The sequence below is a fragment of the Limnothrix redekei LRLZ20PSL1 genome (genome assembly GCF_043235035.1).
Taxonomy (GTDB): Bacteria; Cyanobacteriota; Cyanobacteriia; order CACIAM-69d; family CACIAM-69d; genus CACIAM-69d.
This window is the reverse complement of sequence record NZ_JAZAQF010000094.1, coordinates 51134-70246: the sequence shown is the minus strand read 5'-3', so window position 1 is coordinate 70246 and position 19113 is coordinate 51134. Positions and strand designations below refer to the sequence as shown.

16 protein-coding genes and 1 pseudogene are annotated in these 19113 nt (G+C 56.5%); 9 read left to right on the top strand and 8 right to left on the bottom strand.

What is annotated here, in order from left to right:
• Positions 1 to 29: 29 nt before the first annotated feature.
• Both VPK24_RS18190 and VPK24_RS18185 read left to right on the top strand, forming a co-directional pair.
• Complete coding sequence (locus VPK24_RS18190; protein WP_393015515.1) at positions 30 to 785, top strand: hypothetical protein; 756 nt, start codon at positions 30 to 32, stop codon at positions 783 to 785.
• A 47-nt stretch (positions 786 to 832) separates the two neighbouring features.
• Positions 833 to 1243, top strand: a pseudogene (locus tag VPK24_RS18185) (YraN family protein); the annotation flags it as partial.
• Positions 1244 to 1520: 277 nt separating this feature from the next.
• Here the strand turns inward: VPK24_RS18185 and VPK24_RS18180 are convergent.
• From VPK24_RS18180 to VPK24_RS18170, 3 genes are all read right to left on the bottom strand, one after another.
• Positions 1521 to 2012 (bottom strand): low molecular weight protein-tyrosine-phosphatase, encoded by a 492-nt coding sequence (locus VPK24_RS18180; RefSeq protein WP_190353845.1) that lies wholly within the window; start codon positions 2010 to 2012, stop codon positions 1521 to 1523.
• A 302-nt stretch (positions 2013 to 2314) separates the two neighbouring features.
• Positions 2315 to 2659, bottom strand: coding sequence for a YbaB/EbfC family nucleoid-associated protein (locus VPK24_RS18175; protein WP_099532961.1), 345 nt, complete (start codon positions 2657 to 2659; stop codon positions 2315 to 2317).
• Positions 2660 to 2923: 264 nt separating this feature from the next.
• Positions 2924 to 4690 (bottom strand): glycosyltransferase family 2 protein, encoded by a 1767-nt coding sequence (locus VPK24_RS18170; RefSeq protein WP_393015512.1) that lies wholly within the window; start codon positions 4688 to 4690, stop codon positions 2924 to 2926.
• A 530-nt stretch (positions 4691 to 5220) separates the two neighbouring features.
• Here VPK24_RS18170 and VPK24_RS18165 point away from each other — a divergent pair.
• The 6 genes from VPK24_RS18165 to VPK24_RS18140 all read left to right on the top strand — a co-directional run bounded on the left by VPK24_RS18165 (position 5221) and on the right by VPK24_RS18140 (position 11324).
• Positions 5221 to 5412 carry a hypothetical protein gene (locus VPK24_RS18165; RefSeq protein ID WP_393015510.1) on the top strand — a complete coding sequence of 64 codons (192 nt, stop codon included), beginning with the start codon at positions 5221 to 5223 and terminating at the stop codon, positions 5410 to 5412.
• Positions 5413 to 5744: 332 nt separating this feature from the next.
• Positions 5745 to 6485, top strand: coding sequence for an MORN repeat-containing protein (locus VPK24_RS18160; RefSeq protein ID WP_393015560.1), 741 nt, complete (start codon positions 5745 to 5747; stop codon positions 6483 to 6485).
• 346 nt (positions 6486 to 6831) lie between these two features.
• Positions 6832 to 8190 (top strand): histidine phosphatase family protein, encoded by a 1359-nt coding sequence (locus VPK24_RS18155; RefSeq protein ID WP_393015508.1) that lies wholly within the window; start codon positions 6832 to 6834, stop codon positions 8188 to 8190.
• Positions 8191 to 9495: a dihydroorotase gene (locus VPK24_RS18150; RefSeq protein ID WP_393015506.1), complete on the top strand. Its 1305-nt coding sequence runs from the start codon at positions 8191 to 8193 to the stop codon at positions 9493 to 9495.
• A gap of 172 nt (positions 9496 to 9667) precedes the next feature.
• Entirely contained in the window at positions 9668 to 10360 is a 693-nt protein-coding gene (locus VPK24_RS18145; protein ID WP_393015504.1) for a pentapeptide repeat-containing protein, read from the top strand.
• Positions 10338 to 11324, top strand: coding sequence for a pentapeptide repeat-containing protein (locus VPK24_RS18140; protein ID WP_393015503.1), 987 nt, complete (start codon positions 10338 to 10340; stop codon positions 11322 to 11324). The genes VPK24_RS18145 and VPK24_RS18140 overlap by 23 nt, the downstream gene beginning before the upstream one ends.
• 175 nt (positions 11325 to 11499) lie before the next feature.
• On the opposite strand, the gene VPK24_RS18135 is transcribed toward VPK24_RS18140, so the two are convergent.
• Positions 11500 to 12438, bottom strand: a complete 939-nt coding sequence (locus VPK24_RS18135) for a serine/threonine protein kinase (protein WP_393015501.1) — start codon at positions 12436 to 12438, stop codon at positions 11500 to 11502.
• 569 nt (positions 12439 to 13007) lie between these two features.
• Between VPK24_RS18135 and VPK24_RS18130 the strand changes: the two genes are divergently transcribed.
• Positions 13008 to 15377, top strand: coding sequence for an NB-ARC domain-containing protein (locus VPK24_RS18130; RefSeq protein ID WP_393015499.1), 2370 nt, complete (start codon positions 13008 to 13010; stop codon positions 15375 to 15377).
• Positions 15378 to 15961: 584 nt separating this feature from the next.
• On the opposite strand, the gene VPK24_RS18125 is transcribed toward VPK24_RS18130, so the two are convergent.
• The 4 genes from VPK24_RS18125 to VPK24_RS18110 form a co-directional block, all read right to left on the bottom strand.
• Positions 15962 to 16144 carry a hypothetical protein gene (locus tag VPK24_RS18125; protein WP_099534512.1) on the bottom strand — a complete coding sequence of 61 codons (183 nt, stop codon included), beginning with the start codon at positions 16142 to 16144 and terminating at the stop codon, positions 15962 to 15964.
• Positions 16145 to 16242: 98 nt separating this feature from the next.
• A complete protein-coding gene (locus VPK24_RS18120; protein ID WP_393015498.1) occupies positions 16243 to 17499 on the bottom strand; it encodes a CCA tRNA nucleotidyltransferase in 1257 nt (418 codons plus the stop codon).
• A 9-nt stretch (positions 17500 to 17508) separates the two neighbouring features.
• Positions 17509 to 18399, bottom strand: a complete 891-nt coding sequence (locus VPK24_RS18115) for a hypothetical protein (RefSeq protein WP_393015496.1) — start codon at positions 18397 to 18399, stop codon at positions 17509 to 17511.
• Positions 18400 to 18425: 26 nt separating this feature from the next.
• Positions 18426 to 18881 (bottom strand): YtxH domain-containing protein, encoded by a 456-nt coding sequence (locus VPK24_RS18110; RefSeq protein WP_190526127.1) that lies wholly within the window; start codon positions 18879 to 18881, stop codon positions 18426 to 18428.
• Positions 18882 to 19113: the final 232 nt, after the last annotated feature.

Genomic DNA, 19113 nt, shown 5'->3' with positions numbered 1-19113 from the left:
CGATCGGGTGATGTTGTGGAGAATTGAGCATGTTTCAGGTCGATTCAGTCTTTAACCGCGATCGATTTTTATTGCGACAAAAGTTGATGACCCTCTCGGAAAAATATGACGTTTGTGATGATCACGGAGCCCCGATCCTGTTCATTGAGCGGCCAACCCATTGGGCGCGTAGCTTGCTGGCGGTTTTGGCCGGTTTAGTTACCACCATCGTCATGATCGTGCTGCTGGCTTTCTTGCTGTCGGTGGTGCCAAAAGACTTGCAATGGCCCGTGTTTTTGATGGGAACGATCGTTATTTGCATCGCAGTTTTGGCGGTGATTGTGCTGATTTCACCCAAGCGCCATGTCACCATCTATCGAGATGCCAGCAAACAGGAACCACTGATTAAAATCATTCAAGAGAAAAAATTTGAATGGTTCACGGCCACTTTCACCGTGCGCGATTTGAAAGGAGATTTAGCTCGATTTCGCAAGAACTATCTCTACGATCTATTTCGCAAACGGTGGCATTGCTATCGCCCCGATGGCTCACTGCTTTGCATAGCCTATGAAGATTCAATTGCCCTTGCATTGCTTCGGCGCTTGCTGGGGCCAATGTTTGGATTGTTGCGCACTAACTTTATTATTTGTGAAGCCAATCGAGAGCGGCAAATTGGAGAATTTAACCGCAAATTCACCTTGCTCGATCGCTACGTTTTGGATATGAGTGCGGATCTCAACCGCTATCTCGATCGCCGCATCGCGATCGCCCTAGGGGTGATTTTGGACACGGGCGAAGCACGTTAATTTTTGGGCCTATAGTTTTTGGGCCTATAGCTTTTGGGCCTATTTTTATGGATCAGCACCAAAATCAACAACGCCCCGTTAATCAAAGCTCAATTAATCAACGTCAAGCGGCGACCCAGTTAGGCGAATTGGGTGAAGCATTGGTGGCCACTTGGTTGATGCAAGAGGGCTGGACGATCGAGGCGCGGCGATGGCGCTGTCGGGCCGGTGAGTTGGACTTGGTGGCGCGATCGGGTCAGGAATTGGCCTTTGTGGAGGTGAAAACCCGCAGTCCTGGAAATTGGGATCGCAACGGCGCGTTAGCCATCACCCCCGCCAAGCAACTTAAACTCTTGCGAACGGCGGAGTTGTTTTTAATTCAACATCCCCAATGGGCCCATTTAGCTCGGCGGTTTGATGTGGCGTTGGTGGGGCGATCGCCTCGGGGAACGGTAGCTGGGGTTGAAGGATCAGTGATTCGGCCAATCACAGGATTAACGGAGCGATCGAACCCTCAATTGAACCTTAAATTACCCCATGAATTACCCCATGAATTACTCCATGAATTAACCAACGAATTCATTACCCTTGGAGAACCCACGCAGTTTCAGGGCCAAGCCCTGGTGTTATGGGACTATTGGCCTGGGGCGATCGAGTTTGATGGCTAAATGCTAAATGGTTGAATGCTGAATGATCTAATTCTGAAGTTGGTAAACAGTTGTTTAATCCTGTGGTTAACCCGGCAGTTTCCTAATCCTAAGGAGGTGTAACCTTGCCTTCCTGAATTAGGGTTTCCAACAGTCCTTCACAGGCATCAAGCAACAGATCAATAACCTGCTGAAATCCTTCGGGGCCGCCATAGTAAGGATCAGGCACTTCCTTGAGGTCATGGTGGCGACAAAAATCGCACATCATCTTCACCTTGTCGCGATATTTGCGATCGGGATCGCGCGCCAAAATGCCCCAATAGTTATCCCGATCCATCGCCAAAATTAGGTCAAAATCCGCAAAATCAACGGAGGAAAATTGTCGCGCCCGCCCTTGCAATTTGATGCCTGGGTGATTCGCCGCCGCCGCGCTCATGCGCCGATCGGGTGGCTCGCCCACGTGATAGGCTCCTGTGCCCGCCGAATCACACTCAATTTGCCCCTGCAAGCCGCGCTGTGCAATGAGATGATTCATCAAATTTTCGGCAGCGGGCGATCGGCAAATATTGCCCAAACAGACAAAAAGCAGTTTGACAGGCATAGGGCACAGATTTCGCAGAGTCTAGCAAGGTGCCAAAGAAGGCAACTGAATTCGATGTGTCTCACTCACCGCAGACTGAGGGCCAACGCTCTTGGTCTGCCAAGATGCCGGAATAACTGGATCAGGAGCTGAGGGCCGATCGTCAAATTGTCGGCAACCCTGACTCCACCGTGACAAGATCGTGGGGAGCAAGGGGCTTAAGCCCCTTGTTACGACGGTTGGAGTCTGGGAAATCAACGGCTCCCATTGGCTCCCAGGCAATGACGACAGACCTTCAGGGTCGATCTGTCGATTCACGGGGACTACATGCCCGGTAGCTGAAGATTAGCGGTCAGGGCTTCCATTCGTTGCCGCATGGTTTCTGTGGAAGCGGTGTAGGCGTTTTTCATGGCCGCAAAAACCAGATCCGACAAAACTTCAGCCCCTTCGCCCAAGGCTTCTGCGGAAATTTCTACGCGGAGGGGTTCTTGGTTGCCGCTCATCACCACCTTCACCAAGCCGTTGCCCGCTTGACCTTCAATTTCGGTTTTTTCCAGCTCTTCTTGCAGCTTTTTAGCATCTTCTTGCACTTGCTGGGCTTTTTGGATCGCTTGAGCAATTTCCTTCATTTTGCCCAAGCCGAAGCCAAATCCTTTGTTTTGCGACATAGGTGTTGGTCGCGCGGTCTGCGCGCAGTCAGAATCACGATAGGTTCAGAAACATTGGGTTGGACGGGCGATCGCACTCGATCGTTCTCCGGCCCTGGCCCCTGCTCATGCTATCACTGGCAGCGATCAACACAGCCGCGTCCCTAATTGGTTGGTAGCCAAAGAATCCATTCCCATTTCGGGGCGATTCATCTCGATCGCGTCCTGGTTTTCTGCCGGTTTCATTCTGGTTTTCTCTTGCTTTCACCCCGATCTCATCCTGATTTAGGGGTGAGGATGAGGCCGATCGCCCGGGGCCGTTGGCAAATCCAGCAGCACAAACCGCCGAACCTTCGGCCGGCGCATTGCCCGCCCGCCCCGCTGCCACATCAGCCCCCAAATGGCAGGGGACAACAGCAGCGGCATCGACAGCGCCAAAGATTTCAGCCAACGCCCCTGATGCCACAATTGGCGAGCTTGCACGAATCGCAGTCGATCGATCCATTGGCGCAACCTTGGGGTCATGGGTGGTTTGGGTGGGGGTGGTTGCGGTGGGCTGGAGACTGGAGCAGCGGGCAAAGCGAGCACAGGATTGCTGGGTGGCAAATAGCTCATGCGACTTAAGCGATTCAGGCGATTCAGGCGACTCAGGCGATCGATACGATTCCTGATCCGATCGCTGAGGGGGCGAGGGCGATTGAGGTGACTGGGCGTGCTGGAGTGATGGGGACTGCTTTGGCGCTGGGCATGGTCTAAATGGTTCAGAAAATTTAAGTCCCGATCGAGCCAACGCCACAGTCGGGCCGCACGACGCAGCAGCCAAGCCCGTCGTCGGGGCGATCGTTGGGCCCAGCGCACCAAAGGATCAAGCCACAGGGCGATCGCCCAACGCATCACCACCGTTTTCACCACAAACAAAGCCGCCAAGGGGAACCCCTGCTGCCACAGTTGCCGCGCCAACTGCAACCGAAAACGCATTTGTTGCCAGCGCAGTTTGAACCACCCACCCCGCAGCAGCGATTGGGGCGATTGGGCCCGAATCCAGGCCTGAAGGCGGCGTTTCAGATAGCGTTGGGTGTCTCGATATGTCCAGGTGAGGGCGTGGAAAATACGATTCAGCCGAGTGTGCAACATCAGGCCCCATCCCCGAGCCGATAGCAAACTGGGAGCAGCGATCGAGAAGGCCTTGAACCATTGGTAATGCTTAAGGGCAACCAATCCCCAATGCAGGCGCAGATAGGACTGAACCGCCTGGCTTTCGGGCAATTGCTGCTGAAACCGTTCGTTTACCAGTCCGTGAATTTTTTGTTTAATGGACCAATTGGTGTCAAACCGGCGATCGAACGAAAATTGCCGGTTATAGGCTCCGTCCCAGACGGTGCGATAGGCCAAGCACTGATTTAAAAAAATGGCATCGCCATATTCAGCAATGCGAATCCAAGCATCAATATCATCAAAATTGGTATCAAACTGAGAGTCCCAGCCCCGGGCTTGCAGAAAGGCCGATCGGCGAAAGGCCACTTGCACCGGCGTACCAAACGGCACCATCTCCACCAACATGCCGTAGTGAATATCCTCTTGGGGAATGAAATAGGCTAAACCTGGCCCCGTGCGAGGGGTGTGCCCCATTTCATTGCCCTGTAAGTCCACCTGCAAAGCCTGGCAGGAGCACAAGGCCGCGGGCGGACGTAAACCTTTGCCACAGCGCTGATCGTGAATGCGAATTGCCCGCACAAATTCAGCAATGCAATTGGGATCAAGATAATCATCATCATCAAGCAACTTCACCCAGTCGCCCTTGGCCAGCTCCACACCTCGGTTCACACTGGCTGAATGGCCCTGATTACTGCTGTTGCGCCAATAGACCAGTTGGGCGCGTCGCTCGATCGGGAGGCTGAGTTGCAACTGAGCCACCCATTCGGGGGTATCGTCCCGGGAACAGTCGTCCACCACCACGACTTCACAGGGATAGCTTTGTCCCAAAGCAGAGGCGATCGCCCGATCGAGCAGCCGACGGCGGTTATAGGTAGCGATGACGATACTGAATTGCATAAAACGGCTGTGGGCAGACCCAGGCTACAGGGATGAGCCACGGCGCAGATCCCAAGGAAATCGCCTCAAGTGTTGCGGACTGGGGATGATCACCCGACCCGGCCTGGGCCAGGCCCTGAGGTGGTCAATGAACCAGCGAGCATACTGCTTACTTCGATCGATGCTGATGTACCCTGCTCGGGACTAATTGGGCGGCATTTTCAGCATTTCAGATCCCAGGGGCGATCGCGGAAGTGAAGCCATCCGCAAACATCGCCCCTAAGCTAACGGTTTCCCCCCAAATTGGGATCTGCGCTCATGCATCGCCACAACCTTGCCCCTAATCATCATTCCCGCCTATTCTCCCAGCTATTCCATTAGCTACTTGATCGATGATGCCTTAGCCCCATGAGCAAAACTGAGTCGATTGGTCAAATTATTAAGCTGATCTCCCTAGTCCTTGATTTGAGTCCTGAATACATCCTGAAGGGGTTTTTGATGAATTTTCTGTTGATCTCGTTTTTTAAGCCGCTGTTGGCCTTGACTTAATCTTGAATGATGAAGACCGAACCACTTTGGGAGTTTGTAATTACTTCATCATCATTTCCGAAATTGGAGGTCGAGAAGGTCAACATCCGATCGCGATTCCGAGCATTGCCTCCCAACCATTGCCTCCGAGCCAAGACAAAACCGATGCAGATGATTTTGAGTCCAGCCTCAAGATGTCCTACTGGTTTTTGTAACGATCCCAACGATGTTGCTGAAGCTTGGATGGTTCAAAAATCGGAGTGAAAATTAGGGTAAAAATGCTCTAAAACAAATCAATTCTCACAATCAAATCAATTCAAGTGATTGCTTGAATGCAGACAAAATAGACAAGCCCGATTAAAATAACGATTTAATAGAAAATTCGTCATGATCGCGATCAGCCAGTTACAAAAGATTTAGCCATGCCGCTCGCCATGCCGCCGATGGGCGGTTGCTCAGAACGGTTGCCACAGCTACTTATCCAGACCTTATGCGATCCAACTCAACTCGCTTGCCTTGGCCATGGGGTCGGGGCGTTGTGTTTCCGATGGTTCTGAGTGCCTGCGTTGGCACGATCGGGATTAGTCCAGCGGCGCGATCGGAAGAAGTGCGCCTATCCACCAATTCCGCCACTGCTTCCTGCGAGGAATTAGCCAAGGCCGCCATCTTCACGGGCCCAGGCAACTGCTTGGCGGCCAACGGCGATCGCTACGAGGGAGACTTTGTGGCGGGTCAGCGCACGGGCCGCGGCCGCTATGCCTATGCGGCGGGTGGGGTTTATGAAGGACAGGTGGTGAACGGTAAGCTGCAAGGGCGGGGGATTTATGTGTCGCCTGCGGGCGATCGCTACGAAGGAGACTTTATGGCGGGACAGTTCAACGGCCGCGGCAATTACCGCACCGCCAATGGCGATCGCTACGAAGGGGAATTTCGCAACAATGCTTTTCACGGTCGCGGCATCTATAGCTATGCCAATGGGCAACAGTTGGCGGGGCTGTGGGAAGGGGGCCGACTCAAGGAATCCCAGCCGATCGAAGCCGTGCGCACGGCGTTGAACCAGGCGACCGAGCCGCGATCGCCTGAGCCGGGGCCCCCCGCTCCGCGCACCATACCTGCCCAAACCCCTACCCCCACCCCCCAGAGCCGATCGACCCCCACTTCTGAGGCTACCAATCCACCGGCGGCCCAACCCACCCAGCAACCCACGCCTAGCGCCAGCCCTAACCCATCCCACCAGCGGCGATCGGGCTTTGGGGAAACTACCGCGCCGGATGTGCTAGCGCAATAGGCCCACCGTGGGAGGTGGCCGCTTGATTGCGCTTTGGTGGTGTAGCGATTTCTGGCCTGATCGGCCCCTGGTGTGCTTTGGTTTCAACCGCTTCCTTGGGTGGCGGTTGTTTTTCCATGGGAATTTCCAATCAGAAGATCCGATCAGAAGAACTGTTGATTCGCCTCAGAGCGGTAGAATGCATCCTGGCTGAGCGCCGGTTGTCTGCCATGGGCCCGCTTTCAATCCCCGAAGCAAGGCCCTGTTCGATCGCCAAACCGCCGCACCTTCGCTCTGACAAGCCCTCAGCCCGGCAATAGTCCTGTTGCCCCGCTCCCCCCTGACCCCCACTTTAGGAGACAGCCCCTTGGCTACGCGCGTTATCCTCATCCGCCACGGACAAAGTAACTTCAACACCCGCCGGATCATTCAAGGGCGCTGCGATCAGTCGGTGCTGACTGACTTGGGGCGTAACCAGGCTACCCAGGTGGCGATCGCCCTGCAAGGTTTGGCGATCGATGCCTTCTATTGCAGCCCCCTTCAGCGTGCGCGCCAAACGGCCGAAACCATCTGTCAGCAATTGCAACCCGCGCCGCCCCTGACCACCAACGAACTGTTGCGAGAGGTGGATTTGCCCCTTTGGGAAGGGATGGCCGTGAGTGACGTGAAGGCTCAGTTTCCTGAAGCCTATGACCAATGGAAACACCGGCCCCACGAATTCAGCATGGCGCTGGCCAGTGGGACGCACTTCCCGGTGCTGTCCTTGCGGGAACAGGCTAAGGCCTTTTGGGAAGAGATTTTGAGCCGCCATCAAGGACAAACGGTAGCCTTGGTGGGCCATAACGGCATTAACCGTTGCTTGCTGAGCACGGCGTTGGGAATTGGCCCCGATCGCTATCACTGCCTGCTGCAATCGAACTGCGGAATCAGCGTGCTGAACTTTGCCGGTAGCCTAGGGGATGCGGTGCAACTGGAATCGATGAACCTAACGGCGCATTTGGGAGCCTTGGGGGGTTCCGCTGTGCCCAAGCCCGGTGGGGGCGATCGGGGGCCGCAGTTGCTGTTGGTGCGCCACGGGGAAACGGAATGGAACCGTCAGGGGCGGTTTCAGGGCCAAATTGATGTGCCCTTGAATGAAACGGGTCACGGTCAAGCGGCCAAAGTGGGCAATTTCCTGAAGGATGTGGCGATCGACTTTGCCTTCAGCAGCCCCATGGCTCGCCCCAAGGCCACGGCGGAGGCAATTTTGGCGCATCACTCGGGGCTGGAATTGGGCTTGCTCGATACCCTCAAGGAGATTGGCCACGGTTTGTGGGAAGGCAAGTACGAATCGGAAATTGAGGCGGAATATCCGGGCCTGCTGAAACAGTGGCAAACGCACCCGGAAACGGTGCAGATGCCGGAGGGTGAGAATTTGCAACAGGTGTTCGATCGCGCCGAGCAGGCCTGGGCGGCCGTGTTGGCTCAGGCGGGTGAAGGGGCAACGCTAGCCGATCGCCCCTTGACCGGTTTGGTGGTGGCCCATGATGCCGTAAATAAAGCCCTGCTCTGCCAGCTCACGGGTCTTGGCCCCGACAGCATTTGGCGCTTTAAGCAAGGGAACGGTGGGGTAACGGCAATTTGCTATCCCGACGGGCCCGATAGTTTGCCGGTGTTGCAGGCGATGAATATTACCCATCACCTATCCGGCACCATTTTGGACAAAACGGCCGCTGGGGCGCTGTAGATGGCGATCGAACTGCTACGGGAAATTCGCCTGATTGACCCGGTGGCCCAGGTTGATCGCCGGGCCACGGTTCTGTTGGATCAGGGGCAAGTGCGGGCGATCGACCCGGATCCCCAAGCTCTGCCGGAGGGAACCCGAGTGATTGAGGCGGCGGGGCAAATTTTGGCTCCGGGCCTGGTGGATTGCTATTCCCGATCGGGCGAACCGGGCTATGAGTCCCGAGAAACCCTCGCCAGCTTGGCCGCCGCCGCCCTGGCCGGTGGATTCACCACCTTTGCCCTGTTGCCCAACACGCAACCGGCGATCGATCAGCCCGCCATGGTGCAAAACCTGCGCGATCGCTGGGCGGCCTTGCCGGAGCCAAACCCCCGCCTGCATCTTTGGGGAGCCTTGACCCAAGGGACCCAAGGGGAGCAAATGAGCGAGTTGGCAGAGTTAGCCACCGCTGGCATTGTGGGCTTCACCGACGGGCGATCGATCCGGGATTGGGTCTTGATGGAACGCTTGCTGGATTATGCAGGGCCCTTGGGGTTGCCGTTGATGGTGATGGGTCAAAGGGCCTTGGCCAGTCGCGGCCCTGTGCTGGAAGGGATTGAGGCATTGCGGTTGGGGCTGGTGGGGGTGTCAGCGGCGGCCGAAAGCAGCGCCCTAGCCACCCTTTTGGAGCTGCTGCGCGATCGCCCCGCCCGCCTGCATGTGATGCGTTTGGCCACCGGTCGAGCCGCCGCCCTCGTGGCCCAAGGCAAGGCCGATGGGTTGCCCCTCACGGCCAGCCTGTCATGGTTGCAATTGCTCTGCGACACCAGCCACATTGACGGACGGCGACCTCTGCCGGGTAGCGATCGCCCCCCTTTGCCCTACGATCCCAGCCTGCATCTGCCTGCCCCCTTGGGCAACCCCACCGATCGCCAAGCCCTGATCGCCGCCCTCAAAACCGGAGCGATCGACGCGATCGCCGTGGATCATGCTCCCTACACCTACGAAGAAAAAACCGTCGCCTTTGCCGAAGCACCCCAAGGGGCGATCGGGCTGGAGTTGGCCTTGCCCTTGCTCTGGTCAGGGTTGGTGATGACCGGGGAATTGACGGCGCTGGAACTGTGGCGATCGCTCAGTCAGCGGCCCGCCGAGTTGTTGGGCCAAACGCCCCAATCGATCGGCCCCGGTCAGGCCCAGCCCCTGATTCGGTTTGATCCCGCCGCCACCTGGACAGTGGAGCCGGCCCAATTGCAGTCCCTGGCCCAGAACACCCCATGGCTGGGCCACAAAATTACGGGGCGCGTGGTGCAAACCTGGTTACCGACCTGAACGGTTGTTTAACCTTCTGATTAACCCTCATGCCGCCGCGATGCGGATCGTGAGAATGTTGAACTCTCTTTGCATTCAGCCGGCCGCCGGTTCCCTTCGGGTTACCCTAAAAACTGGGTAGTGATCATGTGCAGCAGCCGTTGTGCAAACGGCAATTGAAGGAGATTGAATTGTGACGGTTTTTCAGGATGCAGGGGCCCCTGCGGAACAGGCGGGTGCGGATCGATCGCGCGTGGATTTGGATGCGGTGATCGAACAAATTACCCAAGCGTTGAACCTGGCGGAGCGTCACCCCCTGTCGCCGGAACAGCGAGCAGTGTTGGATTGCCTCCTGGCGCGATCGGGTGGGGCCATTGACGGGCCCTGGGCCGGGGCGATCGCGGCCATTTGGGCCAATCCGCAAGCCAGCTTCCTTGATCTGCTGACCCTGGCCCAACTGAATCCCCAACAAGACTTAACCGGCAGACAACTTCTGGGGGTACGACTGGAGGGGTGTGACCTGAGCGGGGCCAATCTGCAACGGGTGAATCTACGCGGCTCCCAGCTTTGTGATGCGGACTTAAGCGGGGCAGATTTGACGGAAGCACGCTTGGCCGGGGCAGATTTGTCCGGGGCCCTCTTGAGCGATGTCAATTTAACCAGAGCAGATTTGCACAAGGCCAGCTTGGCCCTGGCCAACCTGAGCGGGGCTAACCTGAGTGGGGCTAACCTGAGCGGAGCCAACTTGAGTCGGGTGAATTTTCACCGGGCGATCGTCACGGGTGCGGTCTTGGGTAATAACGAAGGGCTAACGGCCGAAGACTATCAACAGTTGGTAGCCCACGGCGCGATCGGTGATCTCCATGAAACAGAGTCAGGCGGCTGAGTGGATTGAGCAATATCACCAGGGCAAGTGGAATTTTGATCGAGCCAATTTGTCGGAACTACGCTTAAGCGGGGCGGACTTTTCCGGGGCCCGCTTCCGCGAGGTTGTGGCTCGGGCGGTCAATTGGTCTTCGGCTTATCTGTCGGGGGTGAACCTGCGGCGGGCGGATTTGCGCGAAGCTGATTTACGGGGCACTTACCTGCGGCGGGCGGATTTGCGCGAAGCCGATTTACGGGGTGCCGACCTGCGAGGAGCCAGCTTAAACGGGGCGGATCTTTGTGGGGCGGATTTGCGGTGGACTTGGGTGGATGGGGTGGACTGGCGACAGTCCCGCGTGGATGCCCGCACCCAAGGGGCGATCGACTGGTTGCAGCAGGGGGCGATCGTTCTGGGTTCCCACCTGAAAGCCGCGGCCAGCAACCTCAGCCAAGCGGACTTGCGGGGTTGGAATTTAGCCCAGGCCCAGTTGCAGGAGGCTTATCTCGATCGGGCAGATTTGCGCGGAACCGACCTGAGCCACGCCCAACTCCAAGGGGCTAGTTTTCAAGGGGCATTGATGGACGAGGCTACCTGCTGGCCCCAGGACTTTGACCCGATCGGGGCTGGTCTGTGGCTAATTGCGCCCCAAAGTAACTTGGCCACCGCCGATCTGAGCCATTTTGATTTGTCCGAGGTGGATCTGAGTCGGGCTAACCTCCGCCGAGCTAATCTGATCCGCACTGATTTAAGTCGGGCCGCGCTAATTGACGCGGATTTGAGTCGGGCAGATTTGACCCAAGCCATTTTGTTTGCCAGCAATCTCACCCGGGCTGTTTTGCACGATGCTCAATTGGAGCAAGCGGATTTTCGGCGGGCTACCCTGCCGAATGGGGAGCGCTGGAACGGCCAAGGAACGGTGGCGTTGTATGGAGTCCCGCGCCCTTGGCATTCCGTACCGGAGCGATCGCCCCTAGTGCCGCGCTGATTTGCCGCGTTGATTGGCAACCAAGATTTGCCACCAAGATTTGCCACAAAAAAATCCGGCTTGTGGAGCACAGTCCACCGCCGAATTGAACAGAGAGATTGTGGTGTGTAGGAACACTAGAAAATCCCTAGAAACCCCTAGAAATTTCTAGGTTGCTGGGATTCCCAGGGATTCCCTAGGCAGCCCTCGGGAATTCCGGGAACTGCCTAGGGGGCGTGGCGACAACGGGCGGCCGCGCCAGGCGCTGAGCCAAGGGAAGCAAGGACGTGGCGGTGGTTCCCGCTGGCATGATTCGGCGATCGCTCGGGTTGGGAGCCATCAGGGTGTCGATCGCATCGGCGATTGAGTCCGGCAACCCCGGCACAGCCCAGCGCCAGTCAAAGTCAGAGTCAACACTTTGGGCAATCAAATCTAAGGGATGCTGCCCCGTGAGCCAATGCACGATCGTGCGGCCCAGGCTAAACCAATCGCTGGCGGGGCCAATGGGCTGCCCTTGCCGCTGTTCTGGGGCAATGTAGCCAGCGGAGCCACAGGCCGCTGCCCGCTCGCCCACCGGCATTGCCGCATCAAAATCCACCAGGGCCAAATCTCCCTGGGGCCGCCGAATTAGATTGGCGGGCTTCACGTCCCCATGGATCCAGCCGGCTTGGTGCAGGTTGTGAAGCAGGCTGCTGAGTTGCACCCACCAGCGAATCGCTTCCATGGGGTCGATCGCCCCCTGTCGATCGAGATAAGCCTCTAGGGATTCCCCCGCGATCGCCTCCATCACTAGCCCCTGAAAGGGCCAGCGGCTGTCGCTCGGTCGCCAGCAAAAGAAGCCATCCACCGCCGCCTTGGGAATTTGGGGATGCTGGGGGCCACGCATCAGCACTTCCGCTTCGCGATAAAGCCGATCGAGCCGGGTTGATGGTTGACGAATCAACAGTTTCAGAACCTTGGGCCGATCGTCGTCTTCCAAGTCCACCACCTCAAACACCTGCACCTGACCGACTTGGGGCGATCGCGCGGCGGCGACATTCAGCCCCCGCAGGATGCTGTAGCGATCGTGAATCAGGGTTCCGTGGGGCCAAGCCGTTTTCCGATCCTGAGACAACACCGGAGAGGGAAGGATCATGGGCATTCTCGACCAGAGTTTCAAGAATTCAGCAACACAGAGCAAGCAGCTAGGGCGCAATTACTCAAGCCCTAAACCCAACATCAACTGCATTAACATCGCCTTGCTTGGAAATTTTTATGCAGGCTCCAAGACCTGGAATTGTTGTTGATTTAGCCCAAAAACCATCAGCAGCCCATTGGCTTGGATCCGGCTGCGGCCAATGACAGTGGGCTTTGGCACAGAACCCAGATGAATTGCTCGCGGCTTTTGGACTAGATCCAGGGGCGATCGGCCCCAGGTCTGTCTGTTAAACGAATTTGTTGAACGAGTCCCCTGAACTAACAGGAATTCACGAGGGCTGAGCGATCGGTTCCCCCATGCGATCGGCGCGGAATCGGTGGCGAAATCAGCTTGAAAATCAGAATATCTCGATCCGTTTTGTAAGAGCTAAAGCCAAAGTCTTAGGTAAAACTCTAAAATCTTAGGTAAATCTAAAATCTTTGATCAATTCGATGAAACTGACCTGAATCCCGGCCACGCACTTTGGCTAATCGAGCATTTTCCGAAGGAGGTTGACCCAGCGAGCGATGGATAGCAAAAGCACTTTGTTTCAGGAGGTGGGGTACGAATGGAATCTCGAAGGTCTCTATCGCGACTTGGGCCGAGTCAAGGCCCGGCTGCTGTGGGCAAAGCAGGGGTCGCCCTGTCCGGAGTTTCCCGCCACTGGGGATCCTCGGCGATCGCAACTCAGCCGCACTGAACGACTCTATTTGCGCGGATTTCTCACAGGAATGAGCATTGAAGCCTTGGCTAAAGTGCTTGAAGTTAATGCTAATGCTCTCCGAACGGAACTCACAAATAAGCTTTACACTTATCTTAAAGCGTTATTAAATTGGAAAGGGCGTTTTTGTCGTCGCCGAATTTTGGCGATGTTAACAGAACGTCCCTATCGAATCTCCTCAGCTCCGATCGCGGAGTATCAAAACTTGAAGGTTTATCTGCCAGCTCAGGATAGTGCGATTTTGGAGGGCCGCGATCGGGATTGGGAACACCTGATTCACTGGCTGCAACAGAATCAAGAAGAGCGATTTTTGGTGATTGAAGGAGCCGGCGGAACCGGTAAGACAGCCCTGGCTTTAGCGAGCATTCATGACTTAGTTCAACAAAATTCCTGCCCTTTTCAGCGGGTCTTGTTCACTTCCGCTAAAACCCATTACTTAACGGGGATGGGGCTGCTGCCAGGATGTCGATCGCAACAAAACCTAGAGCAGTTATTATCGGAAATTTTGCGACACCTGATATCTGATTTTGATGGGGTGGAAAGTGAATGGAACGATCGCCCGTTGCCCGATCGAATGCGACAAGCTTGGACTTTGATGGCTCAACAACCCATGTTGTTGATTTTGGATAGTTTTGAAGAAATGACGGATCCGCAGGCCACGTTGGCGTTTCTGTATGAACTGCCGGCCACGGTCAAGGTGTTGTTCACCTGTCGCTATCGGTTGCCGATCGCCCGATCGCTCCACCTAGATCCCCTGGAACCAGAGGCAGCCCTGCGGTGGATCATGCAGCGGGTTCCGGAAGCGGGTTGGCCTTGGTCCCTGGGGCAATATCGGCGTTTGGTGGCGGCGGCGGGTTCCCTGCCGGGGCCGATCGCTTGGGGGTTGGGGCAATTGGCGGCGGGCCAACCGATCGCCTGGGTCATTGCCCAACTGGAACAACCGGATCACTGGGTGACGCAGTTTTACTGTGCCAACACCCTGGAGGCTTTGGGCGGGCAGTTGGCGGGGCAATTCCTGTTGGCCCTCAGTTGGTTTGCGGTTCCTGTGCAACCGGCGTTGTTAGCCCAAGTGGCCGGAGTGAATCCAGAAGCCCACGCCACTTGGGCCCATTTGGCTAAACTGGCTGAGCAGTCCATGGTGACCCTCCATTGTGACGGGCGCTATGGTCTGTCGTCCTTGGCTCGGCGCTATGTGGCCACGGTGGGGGCTGATCGCCTGGCCCCAACTCAAGAAATGGCGATGCGTGAGCGATGGTTGCAATGGGCGATCGACTACGTGCAGCAACATGGCCAGGGCGATCGCCTGGAGTGGTTAACCGATCACCAGGCGATCGATCGCCATTGGGACACCCTGAGCCAGGTCTTGGATTGGTGTTTGGCGGCCGGACGCTTGGAGGCATTTTGGCAGGTTTTTCAACCCCTCAGGGGCTACAGCCACTTTCGCGGCCATTGGTCGGAGCGAATTGCCCGCGATGCGAAGGCCATCCAACTGGCTCGTCAGCAACAGAACTCGGCCTTGGAAGCACGCTTTTTGTTCGATCGCGGTTGGACCCATGCCCTCCGCAACGACTCCCAATCCCTTCGCCAGGCTTGCGCAGACTTTGAGGCCGTTTGGCAATTGCGGGATCATCTGGATCTGGATTTGCAAGCGGATTTAGCCATTAACCAACTGCGCTTGGCCTATGAGCAGGGATCGATCGACCATGGCGATCGGTGGAAACACCGTGTTGAGCAACTCATTCACCATCCCCAGTTCAACGCTGAGCACCGGTTGCGCTTGGAGTGCCAGAGTCTTTACTACGAAGGCGATGTGGCCCAGCAGGCACAGAATTCCACCGAAGCCTTGCGACTTTATACGACAGCCCTGAAAAAAGCACAGGCTTTGGGTTGGCAACGGGGGACGGCCTACATTCAGTCCTCGATCGGGCAGGTGCGGATGGCGCAGGGGCAATATTCTCGAGCCTTGCGGGAGTTGGAAGCCAGCTACCGGTTGGCGGCAGTGATTGTTGATCAGCGGTGTTGTGCCTATTGCTGCAAGCATTTAGCCCGCGCCGCCTTAGCGGGGCGATTGCGCAAGGAGTCGCGTAATTGGGCCGAACGGGCGATCGATCACTTCCAAGCCTTGGGAATGGTTACCGAGACCCAAGAAATGGAGGATTTTCTGAAAAATCTCTAAACATTTTTAACGAGGTCTTTAGAGCTGATTGATAAAGCAACTATAAATTCCTTTCCAAGATTACTGATTGACTGACAAAACGCTCAAATGCTTAGTTCTTCGGTAAGTTAGGTTGAGCTTTGCGAAACCCAACTCGATCACTACAAACCTTGCTGTTGTTGGGCTTCATGCCTCAACCCAACCTACAAAATGATCGTTGATCGGCCGATCTGGAGGAAAGGGATTTTCGTGAAAGAGGTCTAATTTCCCACGCCTGCAACGCCTGACTCGGCCGTTGCCCTTGATCAAGGGAGATGATCCTCAAAATAAATGCTCAAAATAAATGGCAAAAATAAATGCTCAAAACAAATGGCAAAAATAAATGCTCAAAACAAATGGCAAAAGCAGAGAAGCGCAACAGTTAATAAAACTGCTGCGCTTCCTCAAAGCCGCGATCGGGTGCTTCTGACTCCGGTCGTGGGTTAGACCCAATCCATGGCACAACCCAGAGGTTAATGGAAAATTGGATCCACGACGGAGCAAGGAAACCCAAAACGTTTTTAGCCACAGGCCGCTTCGGCCACAGAAGAGAGACTTGGGTTGGGTTAGACCGCTGCACCGTCTTGAACGTCGGTGGTCGTTTCCTCTTCATTGGTTTCCGCTTCGGCCGATGCAGACGGGCGACGAGAGCGGTGCATCCGTCCACTGTTGGAGCGCTTGCGGAATTTACGTGCGTAAGCCAAGTTACGCTGTGCTTTTTCTTTTTTGAGGTTACGGCGCTTTGCCATGTTCCATTTCCCGTTCAGCCCACCTAGCATAGCGCATCTCGATCGCCTTGAGATTGCCTTTCGCGATCGACCCGCAAAGGTTGGCCCGCAAAGGTTGGCTATGTCGGGAAGGATTGGGCTGACTGGAGCCAGCTTTGGGCAAACTGCCGAGCGCTTTCGGAACCCTGAATTTGCCCAATGGCCTGGGCCCGCTCCAAGGCCGCCAATAGTTGACCGACGATCGGCCCCCGGGGCAAGCCAAATTCCGTCATCAACTCGTGACCCGTGAGCGGTGGGCTGGGGTGGGCTACCGGATCGGCGGCATCTTGCCAACGGCTGATCGCCTCGGCCAGGGCGATCGGGGCCGTTCCTTCCGCCAAAGCCAGGAGCACGGCCGCCAAAAATCCTTCCCCAGCCGCCTTGCAAAATTGGTACTGAGCCGCGCGATCGAGAGGCGATCGGCGATCGGCCGGTAGGCTAGCCTTGGCCCCTAGAATTGCCAGCAGGATTCGCTGATCAACCCGGCTGGTTTTGAGTCGATCCAGGGCCCGTTGGGCGATCATCAAATCTGACCCCAACAAACAGGCCAGTCGGGCCGCCGCCAAGGGCGATCGCCCATTGGGCAGGGGACAGTTGAGGGGTGCATCGGGCCAAAGGCCTTGTAATTGCTCGATCGCCTTGGATAGGGCCGGGAGCGTTACCCCATGCTTTCCTTGCCAAGGGGGCAGCCAATCGCGCAAAAGCTGAATTGCGCTGGCCGCCATCAGCGCCCGATCGCCCCGGGGCGTTTCCAACAAATAGTCCAACTCAGCCCGCACCCGCTCGGCGGCCACAAGCCGCAAATTCGGTACCTGTTGGGCGATCGCCTGGGCTGTGGTCGGCTCCATTTGAAGGTTCAATTGGGCGCTGATTCGATAGGCCCGCAGCAATCGCAGGGGATCCTCCCGCAGGTTTTCCACGGACACCATCCGCAGGGATCGATCGGCTAAGTCTCGCCGGCCCTCGAGGGGGTCAACCCACTCCTGACGATGGGGTTGATAGGCGATCGCATTCACCGTGAAGTCTCGCCGTCGCAGATCTGCCTCGATCGAACCGCCCACCTGGGCCGCCACATCCAGCGTTCCCTGCGCAAAAACCACCCGCGCAATCTGGCGTTCTCGATCCAACACCACAAACCCCGCATCGTAGCGCCCAGCAATCGATCGGGCTAGCTCGATCGCCCCCGTTGCCAGCACCACATCCAAATCCACCGCGTCGCGTTGCCGCCCCAAAAGGGCATCCCGCACGACCCCGCCGACTAGATAAGCTGTTTCGGGTAAATCCGTCAGTTTTAAGGGAGTGAGTTTTAGGGGCCAGTCCTGCAAATCAAGGCTCATCTCGAAGGCTCATTTTGATCGCTCAACCAGGGTTCCATCTCCAGATTCAGGGCCTGAGTTCGTGCTTGCTGCAGTGTTGCGATTATGACCTGCATTTTGATCGCTGCCCGAACCGGAATCATCACCTAGCTGTTCCAGTTCACCAGAGGTTGCCGAATGGTTCAGACCTCGCAAATCTTGCAAATTTTGGAGCGCTTGTTGATCTCCATAGTTGGCTTGATGGCTCAGATGATCTAATTCATCCAGATCCTCTAAATCTAGATCCTCCAAATCATCATCGAGATCATTATCGAGATCATCATCCAGCTCGTCTTCTAGGTAGGCCTCCGCGTAGCGATCGGGCGGTTGCCAAGCGGATCCACTCGGCAGTCCCGGCCGTTCCGCTCGCCGGTTCAGCCCCTCATTTCTTGGATCGTTTCGCTCACTGCGATCATTCCGATCGTTGCGATCGTCCCTGAGGTCACCCCGCAATTCGCCCCGCAATTCATTCCGCTCACTGCGCCCTTCCAACCGGTTATCTCGACGGCGATCGCGACCAGGCTTCACCAACACCTGCCAAGCGGCCTGAAGACCCGCCGCCGCCCGCCGGGCCGTGGCTCCCACTCGCCGCGCCTGCCGCCGGGCCGTATCCAAGCTGCTGTCCACCTTTTGCACCACTTGACCGGCGCTTTGCACACCATTGGTCATGTCATCCGTCAGGTCACTAATTTCCAAACCCGTGAGGCGAATGGCTTCCAGGGTGGGCGGCAATTCCCTCGTGAGAGTGTCAAATAACTTTTCGGCGCTGCGGGCGGCCCGCCCCAATTCTTGCAGGGCAGGAATGGCAGCGGCCAGGGCGATCGCCAAGCAAATGCTGACGAGCAAAAACGATAGCCCCAGCCAAAATAACGGATCGATCATGGGTTCAGAGGACGGAATGCGCGCCGTTAGCGATCGCCCGTTTGGGTCATGGGGGCGGCCATACGGTTATAGGCCAACTGGCGGGGCTTCGGAGTTGGGGTTGAGCCGGTTGGGATTGCGTCGCCCTCTTCCGATAAGCTGACATCTTCTTGATCCACCGTTTGACTGGCGGCCACACCGCTGGCGATCGCGTCTCGCAGTCGATCGAATGCCCCTTCTAGGCGATCGCGAGTGCGATCGGACCAAATGGCCGCTTGGTCGCGCACCACTTGCCCCAACTCCTCCAACGCTCCCGGCAGGCGATCGCCCGATTGCTTCACCGTTTTTTGTAAGGTGTGTTGCAAAGTGTTTTGCAAAGATTGTTGTAGACGCTGGCGGGAGGCTCGACCCGATCGGGGAGCTAACAATAATCCTGCTACGGCTCCGGTTGCCGCCCCCAACAGGATCCCCAGCGCAAATCGATCGGACTGACGTTTAGACATGATGATGACGCGGGGCAAACGGCACAGCTAGTGGAACTCATGCGGCCATGGAACCTTAGCCCAGAGACCTTTCGATTCTACCCTGCAAAATTGCGGGGTGGCCACCGCTCAAGGAATCCCAAAGCCTAATTCAGTCCAATGCTCAACTAATTCCAATACCCAATTCATCCCAAACAAATACCCGGCCACCATCCTTGGGTTAACCGGGCAAGCAATCGATTATGAGCCTTGA

Coding starts and splice junctions, on each gene's coding strand:
- VPK24_RS18190 (WP_393015515.1), top strand. CDS start 30: ATGTTTCAGGTCGATTCAGTCTTTAACCGCGATCGATTTTTATTGCGA.
- VPK24_RS18180 (WP_190353845.1), bottom strand. CDS start 2,012: ATGCCTGTCAAACTGCTTTTTGTCTGTTTGGGCAATATTTGCCGATCG.
- VPK24_RS18175 (WP_099532961.1), bottom strand. CDS start 2,659: ATGTCGCAAAACAAAGGATTTGGCTTCGGCTTGGGCAAAATGAAGGAA.
- VPK24_RS18170 (WP_393015512.1), bottom strand. CDS start 4,690: ATGCAATTCAGTATCGTCATCGCTACCTATAACCGCCGTCGGCTGCTC.
- VPK24_RS18160 (WP_393015560.1), top strand. CDS start 5,745: ATGGTTCTGAGTGCCTGCGTTGGCACGATCGGGATTAGTCCAGCGGCG.
- VPK24_RS18150 (WP_393015506.1), top strand. CDS start 8,191: ATGGCGATCGAACTGCTACGGGAAATTCGCCTGATTGACCCGGTGGCC.
- VPK24_RS18140 (WP_393015503.1), top strand. CDS start 10,338: ATGAAACAGAGTCAGGCGGCTGAGTGGATTGAGCAATATCACCAGGGC.
- VPK24_RS18135 (WP_393015501.1), bottom strand. CDS start 12,438: ATGATCCTTCCCTCTCCGGTGTTGTCTCAGGATCGGAAAACGGCTTGG.
- VPK24_RS18130 (WP_393015499.1), top strand. CDS start 13,008: ATGGATAGCAAAAGCACTTTGTTTCAGGAGGTGGGGTACGAATGGAAT.
- VPK24_RS18125 (WP_099534512.1), bottom strand. CDS start 16,144: ATGGCAAAGCGCCGTAACCTCAAAAAAGAAAAAGCACAGCGTAACTTG.
- VPK24_RS18120 (WP_393015498.1), bottom strand. CDS start 17,499: ATGAGCCTTGATTTGCAGGACTGGCCCCTAAAACTCACTCCCTTAAAA.
- VPK24_RS18115 (WP_393015496.1), bottom strand. CDS start 18,399: ATGATCGATCCGTTATTTTGGCTGGGGCTATCGTTTTTGCTCGTCAGC.
- VPK24_RS18110 (WP_190526127.1), bottom strand. CDS start 18,881: ATGTCTAAACGTCAGTCCGATCGATTTGCGCTGGGGATCCTGTTGGGG.